The organism is Methylobacterium planeticum, from assembly GCF_008806345.1.
Taxonomy (GTDB): Bacteria; Pseudomonadota; Alphaproteobacteria; order Rhizobiales; family Beijerinckiaceae; genus Methylobacterium; species Methylobacterium planeticum.
In genome coordinates this window covers 1-22,775 of record NZ_VZZJ01000044.1, presented here as the reverse complement: position 1 = coordinate 22,775, position 22,775 = coordinate 1, and the positions used below count along the sequence as shown (strand labels likewise).

General features: G+C 66.6%; 36 protein-coding genes and 2 pseudogenes. 16 read left to right on the top strand and 22 right to left on the bottom strand.

Annotated features, from left to right (window positions below; all coding sequences use genetic code 11):
- A pseudogene (locus F6X51_RS26200) lies at positions 1–312 on the bottom strand (hypothetical protein); the annotation flags it as partial.
- 89 nt (positions 313–401) lie between these two features.
- Between F6X51_RS26200 and F6X51_RS26195 the strand changes: the two are divergent.
- Positions 402–611: a hypothetical protein gene (locus F6X51_RS26195; protein WP_150966801.1), complete on the top strand. Its 210-nt coding sequence runs from the start codon at positions 402–404 to the stop codon at positions 609–611.
- A gap of 168 nt (positions 612–779) precedes the next feature.
- Here F6X51_RS26195 and nusG read toward each other — a convergent pair whose 3' ends face one another.
- Positions 780–1,508, bottom strand: a complete 729-nt coding sequence (gene nusG / locus F6X51_RS26190) for a transcription termination/antitermination protein NusG (protein WP_150966800.1) — start codon at positions 1,506–1,508, stop codon at positions 780–782.
- A 528-nt stretch (positions 1,509–2,036) separates the two neighbouring features.
- A complete protein-coding gene (locus tag F6X51_RS28255; protein ID WP_191970288.1) occupies positions 2,037–2,180 on the bottom strand; it encodes a hypothetical protein in 144 nt (47 codons plus the stop codon).
- Here F6X51_RS28255 and F6X51_RS26185 point away from each other — a divergent pair.
- Entirely contained in the window at positions 2,179–2,595 is a 417-nt protein-coding gene (locus F6X51_RS26185; RefSeq protein WP_150966799.1) for a DUF2335 domain-containing protein, read from the top strand. The two genes, F6X51_RS28255 and F6X51_RS26185, sit on opposite strands and share 2 nt — an antisense overlap.
- A gap of 4 nt (positions 2,596–2,599) precedes the next feature.
- On the opposite strand, the gene F6X51_RS26180 is transcribed toward F6X51_RS26185, so the two are convergent.
- The 16 genes from F6X51_RS26180 to F6X51_RS26110 form a co-directional block, all read right to left on the bottom strand.
- Complete coding sequence (locus F6X51_RS26180; RefSeq protein ID WP_150966798.1) at positions 2,600–4,948, bottom strand: bifunctional DNA primase/polymerase; 2,349 nt, start codon at positions 4,946–4,948, stop codon at positions 2,600–2,602.
- Between the two features lie 3 nt (positions 4,949–4,951).
- Positions 4,952–5,542 (bottom strand): PDDEXK family nuclease, encoded by a 591-nt coding sequence (locus F6X51_RS26175; RefSeq protein WP_150966797.1) that lies wholly within the window; start codon positions 5,540–5,542, stop codon positions 4,952–4,954.
- Entirely contained in the window at positions 5,542–5,961 is a 420-nt protein-coding gene (locus tag F6X51_RS26170) for a DUF6511 domain-containing protein (RefSeq protein WP_191970287.1), read from the bottom strand. The genes F6X51_RS26175 and F6X51_RS26170 overlap by 1 nt, the downstream gene beginning before the upstream one ends.
- Positions 5,958–6,290, bottom strand: a complete 333-nt coding sequence (locus F6X51_RS29140; protein ID WP_150966795.1) for an NrdR family transcriptional regulator — start codon at positions 6,288–6,290, stop codon at positions 5,958–5,960. Before F6X51_RS29140 ends, F6X51_RS26170 begins: the two co-directional genes overlap by 4 nt.
- On the bottom strand, positions 6,287–7,939 hold the full coding sequence (locus tag F6X51_RS26160) for a DEAD/DEAH box helicase (protein WP_150966794.1): 1,653 nt from the start codon (positions 7,937–7,939) through the stop codon (positions 6,287–6,289). The genes F6X51_RS29140 and F6X51_RS26160 overlap by 4 nt, the downstream gene beginning before the upstream one ends.
- The gene (locus F6X51_RS26155) at positions 7,936–8,469 is read right to left on the bottom strand and encodes a hypothetical protein (RefSeq protein ID WP_150966793.1); all 534 of its coding nucleotides are present in this window, start codon (positions 8,467–8,469) and stop codon (positions 7,936–7,938) included. Before F6X51_RS26155 ends, F6X51_RS26160 begins: the two co-directional genes overlap by 4 nt.
- Positions 8,462–8,629 carry a hypothetical protein gene (locus tag F6X51_RS28250; RefSeq protein ID WP_191970286.1) on the bottom strand — a complete coding sequence of 56 codons (168 nt, stop codon included), beginning with the start codon at positions 8,627–8,629 and terminating at the stop codon, positions 8,462–8,464. Before F6X51_RS28250 ends, F6X51_RS26155 begins: the two co-directional genes overlap by 8 nt.
- The gene (locus F6X51_RS26150; RefSeq protein WP_246697012.1) at positions 8,626–9,798 is read right to left on the bottom strand and encodes a phosphoadenosine phosphosulfate reductase domain-containing protein; all 1,173 of its coding nucleotides are present in this window, start codon (positions 9,796–9,798) and stop codon (positions 8,626–8,628) included. The genes F6X51_RS28250 and F6X51_RS26150 overlap by 4 nt, the downstream gene beginning before the upstream one ends.
- A 65-nt stretch (positions 9,799–9,863) precedes the next feature.
- Positions 9,864–10,502 (bottom strand): class I SAM-dependent methyltransferase, encoded by a 639-nt coding sequence (locus F6X51_RS26145; protein ID WP_150966791.1) that lies wholly within the window; start codon positions 10,500–10,502, stop codon positions 9,864–9,866.
- On the bottom strand, positions 10,499–11,458 hold the full coding sequence (locus F6X51_RS26140) for a PD-(D/E)XK nuclease family protein (protein WP_150966790.1): 960 nt from the start codon (positions 11,456–11,458) through the stop codon (positions 10,499–10,501). The genes F6X51_RS26145 and F6X51_RS26140 overlap by 4 nt, the downstream gene beginning before the upstream one ends.
- Positions 11,459–11,588: 130 nt before the next feature.
- Positions 11,589–12,140, bottom strand: coding sequence for a DUF669 domain-containing protein (locus F6X51_RS26135; RefSeq protein ID WP_150966789.1), 552 nt, complete (start codon positions 12,138–12,140; stop codon positions 11,589–11,591).
- A 6-nt stretch (positions 12,141–12,146) separates the two neighbouring features.
- Positions 12,147–12,893 (bottom strand): ATP-binding protein, encoded by a 747-nt coding sequence (locus F6X51_RS26130; protein WP_191970285.1) that lies wholly within the window; start codon positions 12,891–12,893, stop codon positions 12,147–12,149.
- Between the two features lie 172 nt (positions 12,894–13,065).
- Positions 13,066–13,287, bottom strand: a complete 222-nt coding sequence (locus tag F6X51_RS29135) for a toxin-antitoxin system HicB family antitoxin (protein WP_150966787.1) — start codon at positions 13,285–13,287, stop codon at positions 13,066–13,068.
- Positions 13,284–13,775, bottom strand: a complete 492-nt coding sequence (locus F6X51_RS26120) for a RuvC family protein (RefSeq protein WP_150966786.1) — start codon at positions 13,773–13,775, stop codon at positions 13,284–13,286. The genes F6X51_RS29135 and F6X51_RS26120 overlap by 4 nt, the downstream gene beginning before the upstream one ends.
- A complete protein-coding gene (locus tag F6X51_RS26115; RefSeq protein ID WP_150966785.1) occupies positions 13,772–13,969 on the bottom strand; it encodes a hypothetical protein in 198 nt (65 codons plus the stop codon). The genes F6X51_RS26120 and F6X51_RS26115 overlap by 4 nt, the downstream gene beginning before the upstream one ends.
- Positions 13,969–14,328 (bottom strand): hypothetical protein, encoded by a 360-nt coding sequence (locus tag F6X51_RS26110; protein ID WP_150966784.1) that lies wholly within the window; start codon positions 14,326–14,328, stop codon positions 13,969–13,971. The genes F6X51_RS26115 and F6X51_RS26110 overlap by 1 nt, the downstream gene beginning before the upstream one ends.
- Before the next feature lie 16 nt (positions 14,329–14,344).
- On the opposite strand from F6X51_RS26110, the gene F6X51_RS26105 reads away from it, so the two are divergent.
- The gene (locus F6X51_RS26105; RefSeq protein WP_150966783.1) at positions 14,345–14,683 is read left to right on the top strand and encodes a hypothetical protein; all 339 of its coding nucleotides are present in this window, start codon (positions 14,345–14,347) and stop codon (positions 14,681–14,683) included.
- Between the two features lie 107 nt (positions 14,684–14,790).
- Here F6X51_RS26105 and F6X51_RS26100 read toward each other — a convergent pair whose 3' ends face one another.
- Positions 14,791–15,072 carry a hypothetical protein gene (locus F6X51_RS26100; protein ID WP_150966782.1) on the bottom strand — a complete coding sequence of 94 codons (282 nt, stop codon included), beginning with the start codon at positions 15,070–15,072 and terminating at the stop codon, positions 14,791–14,793.
- Between the two features lie 155 nt (positions 15,073–15,227).
- On the opposite strand from F6X51_RS26100, the gene F6X51_RS26095 reads away from it, so the two are divergent.
- Positions 15,228–15,485 (top strand): hypothetical protein, encoded by a 258-nt coding sequence (locus F6X51_RS26095; RefSeq protein WP_150966781.1) that lies wholly within the window; start codon positions 15,228–15,230, stop codon positions 15,483–15,485.
- Here the strand turns inward: F6X51_RS26095 and F6X51_RS26090 are convergent.
- Positions 15,463–15,774 carry a hypothetical protein gene (locus F6X51_RS26090; RefSeq protein WP_150966780.1) on the bottom strand — a complete coding sequence of 104 codons (312 nt, stop codon included), beginning with the start codon at positions 15,772–15,774 and terminating at the stop codon, positions 15,463–15,465. The two genes, F6X51_RS26095 and F6X51_RS26090, sit on opposite strands and share 23 nt — an antisense overlap.
- Here F6X51_RS26090 and F6X51_RS26085 point away from each other — a divergent pair.
- Positions 15,748–16,542, top strand: coding sequence for a S24 family peptidase (locus F6X51_RS26085; protein ID WP_150966779.1), 795 nt, complete (start codon positions 15,748–15,750; stop codon positions 16,540–16,542). The genes F6X51_RS26090 and F6X51_RS26085 overlap by 27 nt on opposite strands.
- A gap of 246 nt (positions 16,543–16,788) precedes the next feature.
- Here the strand turns inward: F6X51_RS26085 and F6X51_RS26080 are convergent, their stop codons facing one another.
- Positions 16,789–17,049, bottom strand: coding sequence for a hypothetical protein (locus F6X51_RS26080; protein ID WP_150966778.1), 261 nt, complete (start codon positions 17,047–17,049; stop codon positions 16,789–16,791).
- A 218-nt stretch (positions 17,050–17,267) separates the two neighbouring features.
- Between F6X51_RS26080 and F6X51_RS26075 the strand changes: the two genes are divergently transcribed.
- The 11 genes and pseudogenes from F6X51_RS26075 to F6X51_RS26025 all read left to right on the top strand — a co-directional run bounded on the left by F6X51_RS26075 (position 17,268) and on the right by F6X51_RS26025 (position 22,689).
- The gene (locus F6X51_RS26075; RefSeq protein WP_191970284.1) at positions 17,268–17,768 is read left to right on the top strand and encodes a hypothetical protein; all 501 of its coding nucleotides are present in this window, start codon (positions 17,268–17,270) and stop codon (positions 17,766–17,768) included.
- Positions 17,768–18,049 (top strand): hypothetical protein, encoded by a 282-nt coding sequence (locus F6X51_RS26070; protein WP_150966777.1) that lies wholly within the window; start codon positions 17,768–17,770, stop codon positions 18,047–18,049. The genes F6X51_RS26075 and F6X51_RS26070 overlap by 1 nt, the downstream gene beginning before the upstream one ends.
- A gap of 1 nt (position 18,050) precedes the next feature.
- Entirely contained in the window at positions 18,051–18,248 is a 198-nt protein-coding gene (locus F6X51_RS26065; RefSeq protein ID WP_150966776.1) for a hypothetical protein, read from the top strand.
- 26 nt (positions 18,249–18,274) lie between these two features.
- The gene (locus F6X51_RS26060; protein WP_150966775.1) at positions 18,275–19,084 is read left to right on the top strand and encodes a DUF6551 family protein; all 810 of its coding nucleotides are present in this window, start codon (positions 18,275–18,277) and stop codon (positions 19,082–19,084) included.
- Positions 19,062–19,445, top strand: a complete 384-nt coding sequence (locus F6X51_RS26055; protein WP_150966774.1) for a helix-turn-helix domain-containing protein — start codon at positions 19,062–19,064, stop codon at positions 19,443–19,445. Before F6X51_RS26060 ends, F6X51_RS26055 begins: the two co-directional genes overlap by 23 nt.
- Complete coding sequence (locus tag F6X51_RS26050; protein ID WP_150966773.1) at positions 19,442–19,657, top strand: hypothetical protein; 216 nt, start codon at positions 19,442–19,444, stop codon at positions 19,655–19,657. The genes F6X51_RS26055 and F6X51_RS26050 overlap by 4 nt, the downstream gene beginning before the upstream one ends.
- The gene (locus F6X51_RS26045; protein ID WP_150966772.1) at positions 19,657–20,475 is read left to right on the top strand and encodes a hypothetical protein; all 819 of its coding nucleotides are present in this window, start codon (positions 19,657–19,659) and stop codon (positions 20,473–20,475) included. The genes F6X51_RS26050 and F6X51_RS26045 overlap by 1 nt, the downstream gene beginning before the upstream one ends.
- A 73-nt stretch (positions 20,476–20,548) precedes the next feature.
- Positions 20,549–21,193, top strand: a complete 645-nt coding sequence (locus F6X51_RS26040) for a MazG-like family protein (protein ID WP_150966771.1) — start codon at positions 20,549–20,551, stop codon at positions 21,191–21,193.
- Entirely contained in the window at positions 21,183–21,503 is a 321-nt protein-coding gene (locus F6X51_RS26035; protein WP_150966770.1) for a hypothetical protein, read from the top strand. Before F6X51_RS26040 ends, F6X51_RS26035 begins: the two co-directional genes overlap by 11 nt.
- Positions 21,500–21,640, top strand: a pseudogene (locus F6X51_RS29130) (helix-turn-helix domain-containing protein); the annotation flags it as partial. The gene F6X51_RS26035 and the pseudogene F6X51_RS29130, both read left to right, overlap by 4 nt.
- Before the next feature lie 23 nt (positions 21,641–21,663).
- Complete coding sequence (locus F6X51_RS26025) at positions 21,664–22,689, top strand: tyrosine-type recombinase/integrase (RefSeq protein ID WP_150966768.1); 1,026 nt, start codon at positions 21,664–21,666, stop codon at positions 22,687–22,689.
- The last annotated feature ends 86 nt before the right edge of the window (positions 22,690–22,775 follow it).

The window sequence follows — 22,775 nt, the reverse complement described above, 5'->3', positions numbered from 1 at the left end:
CCTGGTCTCCTTTGGGCTGAAGAACTTGAGACTGATGTCGCCGCCGTGCGTGGTCAGCGTGTAGGTCAAGCTGCCTGCGTACCCGAACTGCTCGGCCGCGGCGGTCGCCTTGTTGACCTTCACGGCGCGGACGATCACGGACCGCTTCAGGCCGGTCTGTTGGGTCAGCGCCCTGATGACCTGGGTGCGGGCCTTCGTGCCGGTGTGGTTCAGAGCCCGTGCAAGAGCGATCGGGGCGCGGGCACCGAGCTCACCGAGCTGGTTCGAGAAGCGCTGAAGCAGGCCATCGCCGGAGAAGGTCAGGCCGGTCATTGTGGGTCCCTCGGCACTACCAGATCGGGACGGTCCAACACAGACGCGGGATCATGGGGTAGAGTGAGTCCTCAACCCAGGGAACGCTTATGGCCGAGAAGCTCGAAATTCGGTGGGACCAGATCTACGACGCAAAGGTTGTCGATGATTCTGGCCACGTGCAGTTCACCTTGAACGATGCCTCAGGAAACGAGGTCGTCGTGCATTGTGCCTACAATGATCTGCCCAGCCTCCTGAGCACGCTGCAAAATCTCTACAAGGAAGGTTACGATCGCGCGGCGGCAAAACCGAAGAACTAAAGCAAAGCCCCGGGCGATCTTCGCTCGGGGCACAAGCCTACTCCCGCCTCGGTGATGCCGTGGGCCGGGTCTGGGTGACACAACCTGCCTGAGGCAGTGGTCGAGGCGGTCTAGGACGCGCGCTACCCAGATATCCTGCCGGGAAGAATGCACAGCCGAGGAAGAAGTTCAAGCAGCTTCCAGCTGATCTTCGCTCAACTCCACAGGTGTAGCGCGTCCGAAGATGCTGGCCAGCACGGTGTAACGTCCGCGCGGCGCGTCGATACGCTCGATCACGCCGTCGTAGGTGGCGAACGGCCCATCGGTGATCCGGATGGTCTCGCCGGCTGTGAACAGGGCCTTGATCAGGTCCGGCACCAGCTTGCCGTTGCGACGGTGGCCGGTGATGTGGTCGGCGAACTTCTGCATGGCGAGCGGCCCGATCCGGATCGGCCTGGCGCTGCCCAGCCATTCGCGCGGCGTCCAGATCCAGGCATCCTCTCCCCGAGCCCACATGCTCTCGACGTACTGGACGCTGGCGAGATCACCCGGCGCGTCGGTCGCGGACAGCCCGACGAACAGCAGGCGCCGCAGCAACGGCACCTGGGCGACGCGGGCCTTTCCGTTCTCGGCGACCAGTCGCTCCTCCTGGCGCGCCTCGAACACGGGCAGGCCGCGCTCGCGAAGCGCGTTGGCGCAGCGTGAGGCCCGGTTCTGCTCGGTCCGGACCACGACCCAGTCGCGGGCCTCGTCGACCTCGAAGCGCTCGGTCTTAGCGCGAGCGCGCACGCGCTCAGGCGTCGGCAGGGCGGCCCTCTGATAGGGCTTGGCCTTGCGGGCCCGCCGCATGGCGGCCTTGCCCCGCTTCTTGCGGGCCAGTGCCTTCGCTTGGCGAGCGGTGTTCTCGATGTTCGTCACGGCGGCCTCTCTCGGGGTCGCCGCGGTCACGGTCGGGTATGCGCGGTGATGATGGTAGCGGGCGGACAGTGGGAAACAAGCCTACAGGCGCCGAGGAGGTTTTTACCTTTTTACCCTTGAGAGTGTGTACCTGCAGAGAAATGGGCTCAAAAAAAATGGAGGCATACCTGTCCGGTAAAAACTGTAATAACATAGAAAAAATTCTTTTTTCTTATATATATCATTATCTTAAGAGCGGAGGTTTTTACCCTGCAGTGCCCCGGTGAAACCCGGCAAAAACCTCGGCCTGCCGAGGTTCATGCTCAGGGTAAAAACCCCGCGCCCGGCAAAAACCTAGCCCCGATTTTTGGTGGAAAATGCCGGTCCCGGGTGCCCCAACGTTAACCCAGCCCTAACCCTTACCCCTCTTGGCTTAAGCCGCAGGCCGCCCAACTTAGTTGACCTCCTGTCAATTATCCTGTCATCAGGTGGGCCATGACAGCGTTCGTACGCAGCCTCTTTCCGAACCGCTCGCGGCTCGGCGGCTTTTTAGCCGGGCTGGGCGCGCTTGCGTCCGTCTGGCCTCCGCATCCGCCAGCATACAGGCACCCGCACCGCACGGATCTTGACGCTCTTCGCGGAGATGCCGTGCGGATTGGTGCCGATATGCAGCGCGTGATTGATCGCGAACATGCGCGCATCGAAGCGTCAGAGAAATAATCCGATGGCGCGGCACGAGCCGCGCTCTGAACCCACCACCACCACGATTATCCGCACCGAGGAAGGCTGGCAGGGGCCGCTTCCGTCGCCGAAATCCCTTGAGGAATTCCGGGCACTCGTACCCGACGCTCCAGAGCGGATCATGCGGCAGTGGGAGACTGAGTCGGAGCATCGGCGCGGGCAGGAGAGGCGAGCTCTGAATGGGGCGATCTGGCGCGATCGCATCGGTCAGATCGGCGCCATCATGTTTCTCGTGATGGTGCTCTCGGTCGTCTCTCTCGCGCTATGGCTCGACCATCCATGGATCGCGGGGATCTTGGGTGCTGGAACCATCTCGTCGGTGGTGGGGGCGTTTCTGTATCAGCGGCATTCAGCTACCACCGAGTAACCTGCTACCGCAGCACGTAGGTCGTCTTCGGCCTGCCACCTTTGGTGCCCTCCGGCGGCTTCTCCTCCAGGACCTCGATCTTGCCGGCCTCGCACAGGTTCACCAAGATTCCCGTCAGTTCACGTGCCTGCAGCCGATCGTCGACCTTCCGGTAGAGCTCCGACCGCGTGAGCTTGTGCCCCTTGGCGGTGCGGATGAGCGCCAGGACCATTTTGGCATTTGCCTGGTGCTCGTTCTCGGCCATGTGGTTGCGCAGGCCCTCGACGAACGAGCCCATGCACCAGTCGACGAGGTTCGACGCGAAGGCGACGTCGCTCGCCTCGATCCGGCACGCGCTCATGTCCCGCCAGTGCCGCCCGCAGGCGAGCACCAGGGCCATACGCTTCACCATCTCGGCCGAGCGCGCGTAGACCTCGAGGATGGGGTCGTCGTCCGAGCGCACGATCATGGCCCGAGCCCGCGCCCTTGCCTCCACCAGCATCGGCTCGGCGTCGGGCGCCACTGGCACCACGAACGGCGTGGGCGGCCGCAAGGGATCGCGTGCCATCTCGCTTGGCGCCGGCATGATCCGACCGTCCTGCCACGTGTGGAGCGTCCGCAGCGCCTCGACGAACACGGGCGGCACGATGTCCTCGGGCTGCACGTCCGGGTTCTCGGGCACGCGCTGGTGCCGCTGCATCACGAGGAAACGGTTGAGGAAGCCGCCGGCGACCTGCGCCGAGCGGAGCTGCGCGTAGAAGGCGGTGGGCGTCGTCGCCCCGAAGAAGGTGAGGCTGGGCTGGCGGATGGAGGCGTCGCCGCGCGTGGTGACGCCCTCTGGCTCGAACGAGCCGAGGTTCTTGCCCCAGACCGAGCAGTAGTCGTCGAGCAGGCTCAGTTCTTGGCTGGAGGCATTGCGAGACACGAACTTCCGCAGCACCTTTCCGACCTCGTCGATGACCTGGCACTGGGCCGGCGCCTCGGCGAGCGACATGCCGAGCTTCGCCGACGACGACACCGACGCCTTGATGAGGTGCGATAGGTCCGCGGCCGCGAACATCTGCTTGATCGCCTCCTGCGGACGGTCCTTGCCGCCCGCGGTCGGCGCAATGGTGAGCCAGTACAGCGAGGTGCCGGCCCGCGGCACGCCCGTGTAGACCTGTCTCCCGACCACCGTGCCAATGGCGGCCAGCGCCGCGGATACGGCGAACAGGCGGCACGGGTACATGGCGGTGGACATGATCCAGTCCGCCATCTCGCCGACCAGCCCGCCGACGCGCAGCGCCTCGTCCGGATAGTCCTGGGCCGCATCGATGTGGATCGGCGCAGGCGTGACGAACTCGCCGGTCTCTGCGTCCACGAGCTCGCCGTTGGGCGCCTCAACGACCTGTCGGGCCAGCAGCGCCTCGGCCACCTCAGCGCCGATGCCAACATCAATCACGTAATCGCCGCTCTCTGGCACGTCGCGAGGCCGCAGAATCCCCGCGCGTAGGCCAGACGTGAGCGTGGCCTGACAGGCCCGGGGACCATCATCCTTTAGGAGGCCGCAAGCCTGGGCCGCGTCGGTGAGTGCAGCACGGACCTGCGCCTCGCCTAAGCATCCGCTGCCGACAAGGGTGCCGAGTGCGAAAGCCGCCTTGTTCAGCGCTTCGTTGCGGCCGCCCTTGCCGCAGGTCGCGACGCGCTCCCGCTCAGCCGCCAGCGCAGCATCTCCGTATGCGCGGCGACGATCGTCGGTGGGGTGCCGGGGTGGCTCCGGTGTCGGTGCTGATGCGTGCGCTGCGTCCTGGCCCTTGTCGGTCGGGCCGTCGAGAATGGCCCAGAGCCAATCGGGGGCCGACTGCGCCGATAGGAAGTCGTGGCCGTCCGCCTCGTAGCGCCGGCCGTCCAGCATGGTAGCGCCCGGAGCGATGACGTAGCCGCCAGAACCGCGAACATCGATGCCTTGGTGATCGCGCTTCGGCGGGAGGGCGCCGCGCCCGTTGCCGTGGTTCCGGCCATTGCGCCGAAACCAGAGATGCGATCCTCCGGACGGCGTCTCCACGCGCGGAGCCGAGACGGACCGATCGGCAGTGATGCTGCGCCAGTCGGCTTGCCCGCCCTCCCCGTCGAGGTCGATGACAATGAAGTCGGTTTTGGCAAGATCAATGCCGGGAACGGCGTCAGGCCAGCGCTCCCACCATTGCTCGATGCGCTGCTCGTTCGTCGTGCTCTGGTTGCGCCAGAACACCCCTGGATAGGGCCGCTTGGCCTCTGCGCCATCCGGTTGACAGGGAAATACAGCGATGCCGGCGCGCGCCAGGTCGAGGGCCACGGCCAGATTAGACAGGGCCTGATGGGCAGCGGCGTCGAACAGAAAGCCAAGGTTCGCCATGGCTCAGCGCCCGCGCCATTGAGTGAGATTTCCCGCCTCGCGCCAGATGCGCTCAACGCGATCGTCATCAATCTCGTGGAGGTCTGACTTCCCGGCATACGGCCCGATTCGATAGTGCCACGAGCCATACTCAACCGACCAGTCGAGGGGACGATCAAGGCCATCAAAGAGGACGGCAATATCAACGAAGTGATTCAAGGAGCCGTCCTGCATTCGGCTTGCCTCAATCGTCGCTCCAAGAGGACTTTGTGAATACACACCCGTGAAAGTCGGCAGGTACGAGCCAAGGATCAGGATTTCGACACCGACGACGTCACGCACCTTCTGCAGGTCTGCGCGGCCGAGAACGATGGCCTCCAGCGCATCGGACGTGCGGGTGCCCGGCCACTGGATTGGCTTCACCTCGACTGGAATCGGCTTGCCCGTGGTCAGCAGCAAGAAATCCGGCTGCCAGCCGTCGAGGTCGACCGGTTCGTACTCCCAGCGCCAGCCGGCGAGGTCGAAGAAGGCGGCCCAGCGCGCCTCAAGGCGCGAGCGAAATCGGGTGCCGTTGTAGAGCGTCGGCTTCGCAGCGATGCGGTTCGGCATGACCATCACGCGGCCTCCTGCCCGGACATCTCGGCCTCGATCTCATCGTCGGTCTTGTGCGCGTGGATGACCTCGCCGAATCCGTCCCGCACCACGCCCTTTCCAACCTCGCGCCGGATGGCGTCGCCGAAGCCCTCGATCAGGATCTTGCAGAACTCCGCCCAGTTCGCCGGGTCGAGCTTCGCGAGGTCGGTCTGGCCGATGTCGTCGAGATAGGCCCCTGCCCGCTCGCCGGCTGCCATGACGGCCCGGGCCTCGTACTCGTCGAATGACCTGGCACTCATCCTGATCGCCTTCATTCCATAGCCGCCGTCGGCGCACTGCTGGCACAGCCACCCGATGCGGTTTCCCTGGTTGACCCCGAGGCCGTCCGCACGCCGGCGGCAGACGAAACAGCTCTCGGCATTGTCGAGGTGCTTGGTCATGGCGGCGGGCCCGCGCCCCACTGCCGGAGGACGTCGCCGAGCGGCCGACCGGTGGCGGCTGCCTCCTCGCGCGCGGCGGACCGCACCTTGTAGGTCGCGTCGTAGCCGCGCTGCGTGGCGAGCCGTGTCTCACGCGGGGTGCGTTGAAGCCAAGCGGCTTTGGTCCGGCGGCCGCGCGCCCTGTGCGCCACCACGTCGAACGTGCTCTCCTGCGTTCCAAAGCGATGGCCGCAGGCCGTGCACGCCCGGCGGCGCGCGATGACGGTGCCGTCCTCGGCCGGCCGGCTGTCGACGACGCGCGTGTCGCCGGAGCATTTCGGGCAGATCACGCCGCCTCCTCCACGTTGAGCACGGCGCGCGTCGACCAGCCCTCGCCGGCGGCGAAGCGGTAGCCGACGATCTCCCAGAACTTGCCGGCCTGCCGGGCCTGGATGGCGTGGGGCCAGACAAGCTCGGCCTCGGCCCGCTCCAACCCCTCCTCGACGGTGGCCGGCACCGGCTCGGCCCCGCCCATCCGGCGCCACCACTGGGCCGCCTTCTCGGCGGCGCGCCCGCCGTGCTCCAGGCAGACCCAGACGCGGTGCGTGAGGATCCCGCAGTGGAACTCGGCCCGGAGGGAATCGGGCGAGCCGGGCTTGGTGTGCCGGGCGAAGGACAGACCGCTCACCTCCAGCCAGGGCGGCGCGGCGAGCGAAAGGATGGCGCGCTCGGCGTCTGCCACGGCGTCGTGCTTGGGCGCGTCCTCGCGCGTCCACTCGTGGCCGCAGGTGGTACAGACCCGGGTGTTGAGGGCGACGAGCGACGAGCAGGACGGGCATTCCTTGGCCCGCACTTCCGTAACCTCGGCGGCTGCCGGCTTGCTGCCGTCCTTCTTGCCGCGCACCTCGATCGCGTCGACCGGGCCGTGCCGGCGCACGTTGCCGGCATAGTCGAGGATGAGGCAGTTCTCTTTTCCGGACGCGAGTCGCGTGCCTCGTCCGACGATCTGCACATACAGACCGACCGAGAGGGTGGGCCGCAGCATGGCGACGAGATCGACGGCCGGCGCGTCGAAGCCCGTAGTGAGCACGCTGCAGTTCGTGAGGCAGCGCAACCGGCCCTCGCGGAAGTCCCGCACGATTCGATCGCGCTCGCCCTGCGGCGTCTCGCCGGACACCATCTCGCAGGCGATGCCTCGGGCTCGTACCGCGTCGCGCAGGTTGGCAGCGTGCTTAACGCCGGCCGCGAACAGGAGCCAGGAGCGCCGATCTCGGCCGAGATGCGCGAGTTCGTCGACCGCGGCCTGCGTGATGGCGTCCTGATCGCAGGCCGCCTCCAGCGCGCCGGCCACAAACTCGCCACCGCGCCGGGCCACGCCGGACACGTCGAGCGTGGTGTCGGTCGCCTTCGACACGAGGGATGAGAGGTAGCCGTCGGCGATGCCTTGGCCGATGCCGTACGAGAACACGATTTCCGAAAAGAGCCGGTCATCGCCCTCGTCAAGCCGACCCGAGTCCAGACGGTACGGCGTAGCTGTGAAGCCGGCCACGCGCAGGTCTGGCACCGTTTGCTGGAGATCGTCGAGAAGCCGTCGGTACATGCCGTCGCCGGCTTTCGGGACGAGGTGCGCCTCGTCGATCAGGATGAGGTCGCGCGGCCCGAGGTTGCGCCCCTGCCGGTATACGGACTGGATCGAGGCAAAGAGGATTGGGCTGCGCAGATCGCGTCGGCCCAGGCCGGCTGAGTTGATACCGACCGGCGCGCCGGGCCAACTCCGCAGGAGCGCCTGCGCGTTTTGCTGGACGAGCTCCTTGACGTGCACCAGCATGAGCACGCGCATGTCCGGCCAGCGCTCCATCACCTCTCGGGTGAGCGTCGACACCATGACGGACTTGCCCGTGCCTGTGGCGGCCTCGACGAGCGGGTTCTCGCCGCCGCCGGCCCAAAAGTCGAAAACAGCATCCACACCGGCGCGCTGGTAGGAGCGAAGCTGCGTCATGACTGAGCCTCCACATGCGAGGCATCAATTTCCGCTGGTTTCTTCCACCAACGCCGCTGGTACTTGTTGCGATTGTGGACCTGCTCGTAGGGCGTTGCCCATCGGCAGTTGCCGGGTTCGTAGTTCCCGTTCTTGTCGGGGTGCCGATCAAGCGTCTTGCCTTCGGGTCGATCCCCCATGTCCGCAAGGAAACTCTCGAACGAAGACCATCGCTCGCATACAGCGATGCCGGCTCCGCCGTAGCGCGGGTAATCGACGGAGTTCGGGTTGCCGCACCGATTAAGCATCGCGCGCCAGCTGCGGTAAGTCGGCGAGGCGCTGCGCCCAGCGTGCCCATGCGTCGGGTTGCCGACGCGCAAGCATCCGCAAGACGCGACATTGCCTCGCCTGATTTCGGAGGTGCTGACGATCTTGCTGCCGCCGCATACGCAATCACAGACCCAAGTTTGAACAGAGCCGATGATCTGGCCCTTTGCGGCCACGGTCAGCCGGCCGAAAGTCTGACCGATCAAATTGAAGCGCTTAGGCATTGCCAGCCTCCATCTCATCAAGGGCATGCGTGAGCGCGTCCGCCGCGATCTCCAGGGCGGCCAGCGCCTCCCCGGTGGTCGCGTCGGCCAGGATCTCGGCGATGTCGCGCAGGGCGTTCTCGTAAAGCGCCAGCAGGGTAGGGTCGGCGGGGCGGGTCATGACAGCGCTCCGATCAGAAGGGGCTGCACCGTTCCGTCCGGATAGACGGCATCGAGCGGGGTGTCGGCGGTCGGCTCGTCGCCGTCCCAGCCATCCGGCCATGTGCCAAGCGCAATCAGCTCGCGGATGCGCGCCTCTTCCTCGGCGTTCAGCAGGTCCAGGCGCGGCCGGCCGAGCGCGTCCGCCGAAGCATTGACCTCGTCCTGGATGGCCAGGATCTCACCGAGCGCCCAAAGCCGGGCCTCAAACGTGAGTGGGCCCATCCTCTGCGGGTTCTTGGCGAGCGAGCCGTCCTTCAGGATCTCGGCCCCGGCCTTGCGCAGGCGGTTTTTCGGGAGGCGCAGGTCTCGGTAGATCGGCTTTAGGCGCTTCAGCGGTGCGAGGTAGGCCCAGGCCGGCATCGCCAGGATGCCGTCGAGGGCGAGATCCTTGCTTGCGAGCGGGCAACCGATGCAGCCGGTGCGGGCCGCTTTCTCCTCGGCGAGCTCGCCGCCGTAAGCATCGGCCAGCAGCATGGTCGCCCAGGCGCCGTAGCGCTTCATCGGCGCCAACGTCTTCAGCCAGTCCCAGACGTTGCAGACGCGCCAGTGCAGGATCGGCGCGAGGGTCGCGATCCTGCCGCGCACGCCCCGCGCATTCGGCAGGACCTGCTGATACCAGCCCTGCCCGCACTCGGCCCCGTCCTTCGAGCACGACATCTCGATGCGGCGGTCGCGGACCGCGCTCTCGCCCTGGCGCACGCCGGTGATCATCAACACGGTGTCGGTCTCGGGCAGGCCGGCGAGGTCCTGCTCGATAGCGGCCGCCATCGGGTCGACCTTGATCTGCCGCGTGCACCAGCGGAGCGTATTGTTGTTCGGCGGCGGCACCCCTCGCCCAAGGATGTAGACGAGAAACCGCTTGTCGAGCGGCGCCGTCACAACCCGCAGGCGCACCCACGGGAAGCGGGCGAGCTGCGCCATGATCTCGGCCGCGGCAAGCGCGAGCGGCGTCAACTCCTGGCGCGTGTCCGCATAGTAGACCGTCAGCGACTTCGGCGGCGCAAGCCGGCCGACCTCGATCAGGTGCAGGATCAAGGTCAACGTCGCGGTGCTGTCCTTGCCGCCCGACCAGGCGATGCCCCAGTGGTCGTGCTGCGGCCCGTACTCGGCGAGCGACATCAGCGTCATCTCGACGGCGTCGTCGTAGACGAGGCGCTGGGCGCCGGCGGCGAAGAGGTCGGCCTGAGCGCGAGTCATACCGCCACCTCGTAGTCGGCCGGCTTTTCCAGCTTGCGCCGGCAGGGCGGGATCCAGACGAAGGCAGGCACGCCGCGGCTGTGAGGCGCATGCGGCCGCGTTTCCCAGACGATCCAGCAGTAGGCGGTGGCCGTGGAGCCGTTCGGCTCCAGCCGGCCCTTGTGCATCGGCACGCGCTCGGAGAACTGCAGGATCGCGCTCGGCTTGCGCCTGGAGAACAGCGACTCGTACCGGCCGACGCTCTCCAGGAAAGCGGTACGCACGAGGATCGCGGCGCCCTCGCGAGCCCGGTCGATCATGGTGTGCGCGAACTCCTCGGCGAGCCGGAAGGGCGGGTTCGTGATGATCCAGTCGAAGGCCGGCTCGTCGCCGGGGAAGAGGAAGTCGCGGACCGCTCCATGGCCGTATCGCACGGCATCGGAGGCGTAAACGAGCTCGAAATACTCGGAGAGCGGGCGCACCATGTGCCCGAGTCCGCAGGCCGGCTCCCAGGCGCGGCGGCGCTTCAGGTCGCGGCTGGTGCTGATGAACTCGCAGAGCGCACGCGTCGCCCAGGGCGGCGTGGGGAACAGGTCGAAGGAATCGGCGGCCTCGTGCCGCTGAGCCATGACCGCGTGGGAGAGGTTCTGGCTCATGCCGCCCTCTCGCGCCCTGCGCCATCGACCCACACGGACCCATCGGCCATGCGGTAGGTCACGGTGCCCCGCTCCGGATCGGCGTCTTCCTGTGATCCAGGGACGAGTTCGGGGATGAAGAGATGGTCCGGGCAGCCGGCCTGCATCCCGTCATAGGAAAGCCGGCCCTTGTGGCGCTCGCAGTCCCAGCGCGGTCCATCGCTCGGCGTCGAGGCCATGCATGTCCGGCAGTTCTGCCGCGGGAACGCGGCCTCGTGGCAGATCGCGCGCGCCGGGCACCACTGGCAAGCGAATGCCGCCTTGCTCGTCGGATCGTCGTGCAGCCGGGCGGGAGGCCGCGGAGCGGCCACGACGCGCTCAATGCGCGCGACGAGCGCTAGACAGAACACCGGATCGTACTCGACCCGCTCGCAGTGCACCGCGTCGTCGTTCTTGTTGGCCAGCATGTAGAGGCCGCGGCGCAGGTCCAAGGCGTGGAGGTAGAGTTGGATCTGGGCGAAGTGCTCCGGCTTGGTCTCCCGGATCGGGCCCTTCACGATGGCCTTGAACGACTTATCGTTGCTCGACTTACACTCGATTGCGTGGGGCGTGGCGGGTGCCTCGGGCAGGCCCCGCGCGACGGCGTCGAGCTTGCCGCGAAGGTGGCCGCCGGCTAGATCCACCCGGATCTGCTTGCCGGTGGTCTCGTCGATCTCCCAGACCTGGCAGCCGATCATGCGGAGCATGTCGAGCAGCCGGTGCTCGTAGATCTCGCCGCTCTCGAACCGGCGCTGCCGCGCGCCCTCCGGCCCTTCGCCGGGGGCGGCCCAGCGGAACTGGTACCAGAGCGCGCGATCGCAGGGGTTGGCGACGCCGGACATCGGCACGCCGGCGCTGTCTCCGGTGCGCGCGGCCTCCACATAGGCGGCGTCGATCGCGAGCACCGTGTGGGATTGAGGGGGCGGGAGCGCGGCCATGTCAGGCGGCTCCCTTGTCAGGCAAAGGGGTGACGTTCATCGTCCACGGGCTCCGCGCGATGCAAAATCGAATGGGGTGGAAGGGCGGCCGGCGCTCGGAATGGACGCCTGTTCCGGCCGCCCGGCTACGCTAGAACGGAGGCTCGCCAGCCGCGGGGCGCGCCGCGCCCGCGGCGCCGTTGCCCCAGGGCCGCGCGGAGCGCTGCGCGGGCGGCAGAGAGGCCGCCGCAGTGCGCTGGGCCGGCGCAGACTTACCGGCCGGCGGCTGGCCGCCGCGAGCCTTGTAGCGCTTCACCCCGTTGCGGGCATCGTAGGTCCGGTCACCCACCGTTCGGGACGGCTCGATCTTGAGGGTGGCGACGAACGGTTTGAAGTGCAGCTCCTCGCTGTCCGTGATCGGCCCGGTGTTCGTCGCCGCGCAGATGTCGGCAAGGGCGCGCTGGGCGATGCCCTGCGCCACCGCGTTCGAGTTGCGGATGTTGAGGTTGTCCCAGACCTTGCGGTTGGCGAACTGGCCGTCGATCACCTCAAGGGTGAGCTTCAGCATGTCGCCGCCGGACTTCGTCGGCGCGATCTCGCTCTCGACGATCTGCACGTTGTAGTCGCCCTCGGGCATGGGCTCGAACGAGCGCTCGTCCTCGGGGACTTCATTCGGGTCGAAGGTGTTGCCGAGATAGGCCATGATCGATCACTCCGCTGCGATGCGAGCGGCCTCGGCCGTCGCGAGATGGGGGAAGAAGGGGGCGAGGGCGTCGAAGCCCTTGCCGGGCTCGTAGAGCGTCTTCTCGGGCAGGCCGTACCGGTTGCCGGCCGCGTAGGCCGGGCGCGAGGTGGCGTGCATCCACACGGAGCGCCCGCCCTGGCCGATGGCGCGCTGCTTGTTGAACCCGGAATCCTCGGACTTCACGGTGACGTCCGGCTTCACCAGCAGCACGACGTCGGCCTCGCGCTTCAGGAAGTCGCGAGCGTTGTTGTGCAGGTCGATCTCGTAGCGCGAGTAGCCTACCGTCTCCGGATCGTCGAAGCGCTCGATCTTGGAATGCGCAATCAGGATGATCGTCATGCCGCGATCGCGCCGCAGGGCGTTGAGCCCGTCGAGCACTTCCTGCCAGACCGCGAGGGCGTAGACGTAGCCCTTGCCGTAGCCGAAGTCCTCGATGCGCTTCTTCTTGTTGCCCTTGTCGTCGCCGCGCTCGCCGGTCTCGGCCCAGATGATGGGCTGCAGGGCGGTGACGCTGTCGACCACTACGGTCTGGAAGGCGTGCTCACGCTCGTAGAGCATGCCAATCGCCGACATGAGGTCCTCGAACGTCTCGACCTTGCCCATGCTTGCGATGTCGAGAACGCCGTCGCCCTCCTCGGTCTGGAGGAATACCGGGCTCGGGAATTCTGAGGCCAGGGTCGTCTTGCCAGCCTTCTCCGGCCCGTACTCCAAAATGACCGGAGGTCGGGGCCTCTTCTTTTGTGTTAGCGAGTCCCAGGATACTGCCATCACTTCTCTCCTGTGCGGTCGCCATGTCTTGGGAAGGCCCGGGGGCACCCGGAACAAGACAGGGATGGCGACCTGACCGCCCGTCGGCGGTGCTCCGGGTGCCCCTCGGTATTCGCTAAGCGGCCAGGTCAGGGGAGGACGGCTCGGCGCCCTCCCCATTCCCGGCGCATCCCGACCGCGCCGCGGCCGTGGAAGAATCCGCGCACTCGCCGAGGCGGCGCACGATGAAATCGTTGAGAGGCAAGCCAGCCACTTCAGCGGCGGCGCCAAGGCGCATGTGCAGGCTGCGCGGAAGGCGGAGCGTGTAGCGTTTGCGGGAGCCCTTCGACGCGCTCATGCCGCCACCTGCTGTGGCTGGATCAGCTTCTCGGCCGCGTAGCGGGCCAGAAGCGCGGCTTCCGCGCGTCCGTGATCTTTCTTGCGGGCGAAGAGTTCCGAGCTGCGCGGGAACGTCTGCAGGGCGAGCGCCCGCGACTGCTCCTTGCCCTCGGGCCCGCCGGCGAGGCGGAAGTGCTTCTTCCAGGAAGCCGGCGTGACGAGGTGATAGGGGATCTCGCAGAGAGCGACGGCCACCTTGGCCGCCGCATAGGCTGAGCCGAAGCGGAAGGCCTGCACGGCCCCGTCGCGGGGCATCGGTCCGACGCGCTCCACGATGGCGACGGTCGGCGCCATCTGGCGAATGCGGCGCACCAGGGAGGCCGGCTCCACCTCACCGTCAACGACCGGCATGTCCTCGACCACGACGCGACCGGGCTCGGACGGGAAGTAGAAGGCGATAGCGCCGGTGAGGCCCGGGTCGATGGCCAGAATGCAGGTCTCGGTCATCGATCATCCTCAGGGGTTTCAGGCCGACGATCGCCGCCGCGCGCCCAGAGGCGCGGATCCCACTCGCGGGCGCGGTCCTCGCACCAAGCGGAGGCCTGCAGGATCGGGGTGGCGAACCAGCCGACGAGCAGGAAGGGCGTGGAGAGAAAGCGCAGCGCTACGGCAGCCGCGCGCAGAAGGTGCCAGCGCAGCATCAGCGGCCTCCCATCACGGCGGCGAGCTGCTGACGGATCGTGGCGGCGGCGCGCTCGAGGCGCTGCTGCTCCTGCTGGCGAGCAACGTCTACGAACCACGCATCCGAGCGATCGGGATGCACGCGGCAGAGGAACGGCGCGCCGTAGCGGTTCACGAGGGCGTCGTAGGCTGGCCCGCTCGGCGCGTTGCCCTGCTCCAGCCACTTCCGGACCGTGTGCGCAGAGACGCCGGTCTCCGCCTCGACGCACTGGGCGGTCTTGAGCGGATGCTGCTCGCGCAGGAACCCCGCGACACGTTCCGCTAATGTTCGGCCATCGACCTGAGTGATCTTTCGATGCGCCTGTCCAGTCTTTCTCATCGTGCTCCCCGATGCTGTGAGCATCGAGGTGGATGAGGAAAGGGATCCGGACATGAAGGAGGTAGCAGACATCCTAGCGACCTCCCTGCAGAACGAAGCGATCGACGGCCTGGCAGCCCAGATCGCGGGACGCGATGCCGAAAGCCCCTGGCAGGGCCGCCGGCGGACGAGGACGAAGAGAGAGAAGACGTTGGGATGGCAGACGCGCTTTCCGCGCGCTGCCGCCGCCCACGCTCGAAAGATGAGGCGAGCGAAGACCATACCCGCACAAGAAAAACCGCTCGGCGTGCGCGAGATCATCCAGCATCTGATGCGTGAGATGAGCCGGCGCGCTCATCGCAGCACCGCAACGTGAGCGGTCGGCGCAACCCGGCTCTCGATTCTGCTGGACGTGATTGCCCAGAAGCTGAGCGCCCAGAGACCGAGAGCGATCGGCATGCCGATGATGATCCCGCGCATCGATCAGCCCCAGGGCGAGACGGTCGCGGGGGCAGAGCTCACCAGCCGCGGCACGCGCGGTGCGGCATCGGCTTCGGCGAGGGACGCTTCCTCGACGAGGCGAGCAGCGAAGTGCCGAGCCTCCTCGGGCGTCATCGCCTGCGAGAGGATCGTGCTGTTCAGCTCGTTCCACTGACGCTGCACGCCGACCAGCAGGGTGCCCTCGTCGCGGTCGATGAAGCTGATGACGGTGCCGACCTCGTCGGTCTTGCAGATCCCAGCATCGGTACGGGTTTCACTGTTCACGCGGCACCTCACCAAGTAAGAACGAAGCAAGTACAAATAACCATAGCGTGCGGTACCGCACAGAGTGGTATGAATGCTTTGTGAAGTCTCGTATTGCGCAAAGCGCAAAGGCATACTGTTGTCTGATCGATTGCCAGCGATCAGCGGAGAGCCGCATGCGCCCCGAAAGCTTCGACGACATGATTGCCGAGCAGACCGCCCAGCAGCAGGTGATCCTGATGGCGCTGAGGCGGATCGCAACGCTTTGCCGCGAAGCCGACATCGATCCGATCGACACGGCCGCGCACTGGAAAGAGATGGGCTCCGCCGCGATCGACCAGGTCGAGTTCCGCGTTGCGCCCGGGCACGAACCAGTCGTGCGCGAGAAGGCCAAGGCTCGGATGAAGGCCATCATCGAGATTGGCCTTCAGTAAAGCCCTCAGGGAACGGGCACGGCATCGGAGCCGGCACGTCGGCGCGGGAGCGCGGCGGCGGCGCAGGTGGCGTCCTAGCCTCCTCCAGCGCATCAGCGTCTGCGCCGCTCGCCGTTCGAATGAAGGCCCGGATTCGTGATGCCTTCTCCAGGGTGACGGTGCTACCGGCCCGCAATCTCGTGACGAGCTTGCCGTCGTTGACCGCCTTACGGCCGAACGTGCTCGCGGCCATATCGGTGGTGCCGATGAAGGCCTCGATCTCATGAAGAAGCTGGCTGGTCTCGCTCATAACGAGAGAGATAAAGGGCATTTGCCCATCGTGTCAATGGGCATCTGCCATATTGGCGATGGGCAAAAGGGTGGGCAGTCTCCCACCATGCTCGACAACTTAGTCCGCCGACGCCTGGAAGAAGAGATGCGCGCGCAAGGGCGCGAGATGAAAGAGCTGTCGATCGCGGCCGGGCTCGGTGAAACCTACGTGCGTGATGCGCTGAAGCGCGGCCGAGGCAAGCTCGAGAACCTGTTCAAGGTGGCTGCGGAGCTGGGCAAATCAGCCGACTGGCTGGTTGGAGTGGCAGATGGCGGAGCGCAGTCTACCGGCAGAGCTCCGCTCTCTGCTGACCCTTCGACCATACGTCGAGAGGCACCGCCACAGTATGGCCCACCTCTCGACGTGCTCGGCGTGGTGAAAGGCGGCGATGACGGCAAGCTCGTCTACAATGGCCAGGTGATCGAGACGATTCCGCGCCCGCCGATTCTGGAGAATGTTGAAGACGCCTACGCCACCTACGTCGCTGGTGACAGCATGCGGCCGCGTTTTAAGGAGGGCGAGAAGGTGTGGGTCCATCCTCACAGGCCCGCACGCCGAGGGGATGATGTTGTCGTTCAGATTTTTCCCGAGCAGGAAGGCGATGCGCCCGAGGGCTACATCAAGGAGTTTGTCCGCTACTCCGGATCCATGCTTGTATTATTTCAGCACAATCCGGCGGGCGAGGTCGAAATAGACCGCAAGATTGTCAAGTCAATCCATGTGATCGTCGGATCTCTTTTCGCTTAGGGTCATTGCAAATCATTTCCAGCGAGATGTTTTTGCCAAGACCTCCTGCACCGAAACAGTCCCAACACTTGAGACGGCGGCCGAGTTCTCCGAAAGTATGGCAGCCGGCCTTTTCGAGGCTCGTCAAGCGCTCCTGATCGAGAAAGCCAAGATGGCCGCAATCGTCGCATGAAACGCGGACTGCATCTGAAGCGGTCAGGGGTACATCAAGACGAGGATCTTTACTTTTAGCCGTCTTCTCGCGCTTCACCAGGGTACGCTCGCTGATAGAAATTCTTCAGGGATCAAACCGTTTTGGGCGATTAGCTTAGCGTCGCCCCACTCGCCCTCGGTAGGGTCGCCTGTTCGTGAAAACGCAAGCGCTCCGACTAGGCCGCCCCGAAGCGCCTCGACAGCGCGCTCTGCGCTACGCCGGTTCGGCACTTGCACCGCCTCGCCAGCGATGATGCGGTTGCCCTTCGTGGCCTTTTTGAAGGGCTGAAAAACGTAGAACGTGACCTCCGACATGCGCCGACTCCGTCCGGGTGTGTACGCTTAGGCTGCGCTCACGTTGAGAACAAAGGAAGAACAAAACGAACGGTTCCAGACCAATTTTTCAGGCACCTGTGGACAGAGGTGGATAACACGAATGGGCAAAAGGTGAGGGCGATTGCCCATTGAGGCGTTGACATAGGGCATTTGCCCATTATGATCCTGCCCATCGCACCCCGCGATGGAGCCGCCCGATGCGCCGCCGACACTTCGACAACTTCCAATTCCTGCAAGGCCTCAAAGACGACCGCGCCGATCGCCCCGCGGTGCGCGAGGAGCGCCTGCGCACCGCCCAGGGCCTCGGGAACGGCCTGAACCTGTCCGCCTGGCGCGGACACTCCGGGCGCCGCTACGCGGTGGGTGTGTTCGACACCGCTACCGTGCAGCCGCACGAGTTCGTCGGCGCCGTGATGATCGCCGTGCGCCGCACGGAGACCGGAGTGGCCGAGCGGCTGTTCGTCGGCTGCATCGGCGACGGCCCGAATAACGCGGCCGTCCTGAAGCTCCTGGCGCGCGCCGGCTGCACGGAGATCCACCTGCACCGCCTCGAGACCGACGCGCAGGCCCGCCTCGCAATCGTCGGTGATCTGCTCGACCCGGACAGCACCGACAACTTCGCTCTCCTCGACGACGCCAGCGTGCAGGCTCAGCGCTACCCACTGACCGCCGACGCCCGATGCGCTGGGAGGGCGTGATGGCTACACCAGCAATGACCCCAGGGCACCCGGACCGCCGCTGGTCTGGCCTCTACGAACTGCGATTCAAGGGCTGCCCTGTTGGGCACCTTCGCGAACTCGGCACGGCCGGCATCCTGGCTAGGAAGCTCGGTTTCGGCAGTGAGGTCCGTGAGGTTCGTGACGGCGACTGGAAGCCATTCGGGCTGAGTTACGCACCGATGGCCTCCGAGGTCGAAGGCTGCTCTCACATCACTGCCGACGAAGCGCGTGCCGCCATCGCGAAAGCGGAGGGCCGCTGAGATGGAATCCCTCCTCATCGCCACCGGCGTGCTCGCGGTCGCCACCATCGGCTCCTGGGCCTTCGTCGTCCGCTTCGCGCGCCTTCCCCGCACCGAGACCGGTGATCCGGACCTCACCGCGCTCGCGCTGATGCTGGGCGGGCCCGGCATTCTGGGCGGCGCCGTCGCAACCCTGCTGACGATCGGGGTGCCGGTATGAGCCAGCGCCCCATCAGAGCTCTGGCCATGCCCGACGTCGCGCCAAGCGACGTCACCATGAGCGTGCCGATCTTCATCGATGTCGATCCGACCCGGCTCCTCGTCGACGAGAGCTATCAGCGCAATTTGTCAGAGCGCAGCGTTCGCCTGATCCGGCGTATTGTCGGTGGTTGGGACTGGCGTGCGTTCAAGCCGCCTGTCGTCGTCGATGTCGACGGCAAGCTGCACGTGGTCGATGGGCAGCACACCGCGATCGCGGCAGCCTCGCACCCGGGTATCACGACGATCCCGGTGATGATGGTCGAGGGTGAGCGGCACGAGGATCGCGCGGCCGCCTTCGTGAAGCACAACCGGGACCGGATTTCGGCCACGCCGACGCAGTTGCATCACGCCCTCGTCGCCGCCGGCGACGAAGACGCCCTCACGATCGATCAAGCCTGCCGGCGCGCCGGGGCGCGCATCCTTCGGCAGCCGCCCGGCGAAGGCCGCTTCAAGGTCGGTGAGACGCTGGCAGTCTCATGCATCCGTACGCTGTGCTCGCGGCGCGGCGCCATGGGCGGCCGACAGGTCCTGCAGACCTGCGTCGAGGGGATGATGGCGCCCGTGTCGGCCGCCGCCCTGAAGGCCGTTGAAGAGCTGCTGTTCGGCGAGAGCTACCGCGGACAGGTCCAGGCGGCCGACATTGCCACAACGATCCGAGAGATGGGCACGCGTGCCGAGCGCGAGGGCGCCCGCTTCGCCGCAGAGCACGACCTGCCCGCTTGGAAAGGCCTCGTCGTCATCCTGTTCCGCAACACGAAGAAGGTGAGAAGCCATGGACGTCGAGCGGCGGCTTGAAGTCGTGGAGCAGGAAAACCTGTTCCTCCGCGAGCGCGTAGCTGCGCTCGAATCCATCCTCACGGAATGCTACCGGCCGCCGGTCGAGTGGTGCCTGACGGGCCAGGAAGTCCGCGTGTTCGGCTGCCTCGTGAACCGGGAGGTGGCGACCAAGGACGCCATCATGACAGCCCTCTACGCGGATCGCGCCACGGTCGAGGAGGTCGCGGAGCCGAAGATCGTCGATGTCTTCATCTGCAAGATCCGGAAGAAGCTGCGCCCCTACGGGGTCGGCATCCAAACGGTCTGGGGCCAGGGCTACGCCCTCGATGCCGACACGCGCGCTGCGCATCGCCGCGATACGACGAGGGCTGTGGCATGACCCGCAACGCCTTCGACCACATCCCGAACTTCGCTCAGCCGCCCCGGGACCTCATCCGCCATTCGCAGGCGGCCCGGCGCGAGATCCCGATCCGCACGCCGCCGGATCCTGACGAGTTGCGGCGCGCCCTGGAGCGCGTCGAGACCGCGCAGTCGCTCAGCGAGGTGCGGGCTATTGCTCGCGCGGCGCTCGTGTTGGCGGGAGAGCGCTGATGGCCGGCAAGTCCCGCTTCACCCCCGAGCAGGAAGCGCACATCCTCAGCCTCGCGGGCGACCGCAAGGCGCTGCGCGCCGCCTACCCGGGCGTACCCACTTCGACCCTGCGTAGCGTCCTGGCGCGCAACAAGGCCCCGAAGATCAAGCACGCCTGGAGCGCGGAGGACAGCGCGCTCGTCGAAGAGCACTACCCCGACTACCGCAAGCTCCTCGAGGTGCTGCCCGACCGGAAAATCTACGCGCTGCGCCGGCGCGCGCAGGATCTGGGTCTCAGCACCGGCAAGCGCCGCAACGGCGGCGGACGCGCGGTGGAGTGGACGCCCGAGCAGATCGACCTCGTGAAGATCTGGGGCACGCTCAAGCACATCCCCGGCAAGTCCTATTCGGCGGCGCGCTCCTTCCGCTACCGGAACGGGATCTGCACCACCCCACCGCCCGGCTATGGCGAGGTCAGGCAGCAGAAGCGCGAGCGGATCGCTGCCCGCGCCGCGGAGCGCGCCAGGGAGACGGCGCATCGGAATGCCATGGCGCGCCTGCGTACCGGGCCGCGCCCGATCGAGGCAGGCGCCGACATGCTCGCGGCCGTGCGCCGCCTCGTGTCGCGCAACGAGCGGCACCGCGCCGACGATCTGACCGGCGAAGCCGTCATCCTTCTGCTGACCGGCGAGGCGGACACGCCCGCCCGAGCCGTGCGTCAGGCTGCCGTGTTGGTGAACCGGATGCACCCCACCCACGGGCGGGACATCACCTGGGACACGCCGGTCTTCGGCGGCGCCGGGCTCACCCTCGCAGACACGATCGGGGCTTGGCCATGAGCGCCCGCACCATGGCTGCGCTCGGCCGACCGCCGGCGCCCACACCTGCAGATCAGGAAGAAGGACGGGTGGCATGAGTGAGATGAAGACGCCGAATGCGCTAACCCTCGCCGCGCTCCATCGCGCGAACATCGAGCGCCGGGCCGAATGGTGCCCGGATCAGGTCCCCGACCTGTCCTTCCGGGGCAACGAGCTTGCCGGCGAGACGGGAGAAGCCTGCAACGTCATCAAGAAGCTGGAGCGCGAGCGGCAGGGCTGGCGCGGCTCTCGGGCGTCACTGAGCGACCTTGCCGAGGAACTGGCCGATGTCGTGATCTGCGCCGATCTGTGCGCGGTGACGGCCGGCATTGACCTCGCCGCGGCCGTGGTCGCCAAGTTCAACGCCACATCCGAGAAGCAGGGGCTGGCCACGAAGCTTGGCGTGGAAGAAGACGCCGTCGCACAGCTGACGCGGGAGCGCGATGCCGCGATCAAGGTGCAGGAGATGTGCGCCACGTCAGGCGGCTTCTATGCTCGGCGTGCCGAGAACGCCGAGGCCCGCGCCCAGACCGCAGAGGCCGGCGTCGCTCGGCTGACGGAGGCGCTGCGCTCGCTGGACGAGATGATTTTCCACGATCCGCAGGTGATTGAGAGCGCCGGATTCTTCCGCGACTTCATCGCTCGACGGCTCGGACCAGTTCAGGTTGAAAATCAGCGGAGGCAGGCCGATGCCGAGTAAGCCCGCCAGCATCCGCGCCCAGACCTACAACGAGGTGCTGGACTACCTCGCCTTCCGCATCGCCGTCTGCCGCGCGGGTCTCGCGCAATATTCGGCCTCCCACGGGCCGGGCAGTCGCGCCGCCGCCACCGAGCGCTCGGCGCTGCTCGAGGCTGAGTTGATCAAGCGCGAACTCGGATCGCTCGGGCTCCTCCAGCGCCGATCGCGCGAATTCAAGAAGCTGGCCGCCGAGCGGGAGGCCTATCGCGCGGCTCAGGCTGCGGCGGGGGATGCTTTGGAGCGGACGTTTGGAGGGGAAGAGCGCCCATGAGCCCGAAGGTTCTGACCCCTGCCCTCGTCGCGGAGCGCTGGGGGTGCAGCGAGCGCCACGTTAGAAACATGGCGAACCGGGGCGACCTCGCGTCCTTCCGGCTCGGCGGGAAGCTGCTTCGCATCCCGCTCTCAGCGGTCGAAGCTCTGGAGCAGGCGGAATGTCAGACGAGCCATACGAGATCGGACGCCTCAAGGGGGAGTGCGTCGTCGCTTGGTGGGAGGGGGGCAAGCGGAAACGTTACCGCCTTGGCACCTCTGACGCGAGCGAGGCTCGACGGATTGCGCCAGCGGTCTACGCCGAACGAACCCGCCCGAAAGGAAATACTGTAAAGGAGCTGTGGGACGCCTACCTCATCGACAAGGCGGGCCGGGCCGTGACGAAGATCATGCCCTACGAGTGGAAGGCTCTCGAGGCCCGGTTCGGGAAGATGAGTGGCGAGGCGATCACTATCGCCGACTGCCGAGCTCACACCGACGAGCGAAGGGCAGCCGGACGGAAGGACAACACCATTGTGACCGAGCTCGGCCGGCTCCGGATGGTGCTGGTCTGGGCCGAGAAGCACAAGCTCATCGCTGAGGCGCCGCACATCGAGCGTCCAGCTGCCGTGAAGCCGAAAGAGCGGCACCTTCGCGCGCACGAGGTCGCCCGGCTGGCAGAAGCCTGCAAAGCGCCACACCTCTCGTTGTTCGTGCACCTCGCTTACGGCACGGCCGGGCGAGCTGCCGCCATCCTCGGCCTCACCTGGGAGCGCTGCGACTTCGAGCGCGGCAAGATCCTGTTGGAGGATCCGGACATCACAGTCCCACACAAGGGCCGCGCTGTCGTACCCATGACGAAGACCTTGCGTCTGCGCATGCTGGCGGCACGCGAGGGTGCGATGAGCGACCACGTGATTGAGTGGGCCGGCCGGCGCGTCACGTCAGTGAAGAAGGGGCTCGCCACCGCGGCGCAGGCCGCCGGGTTAAGGCACGTCCATCCGCATATGCTCCGGCATAGTGCAGCCGTACGCCAAGCTGAGGCCGGGGTGCCGATGGAGGAGATCGCCAGCTACCTCGGGCACTCGAACCCGAAAGTCACGCGCGACATTTATGCCCGGTTCAGCCCAGAGGCGCTGAGCCGGGGAGCGGCCGCATTGGAGCTCGACGATTTCGAGCCACAGGAGGTGAAGCGATGGACCGCCTGAACCTGCAACGAACCGGGGTTAAGGCCCGCACGAGGTTCGCCGAACCTAAGGGAACTCTAGTCCGGCAACCCTGCTGCTGGGATATT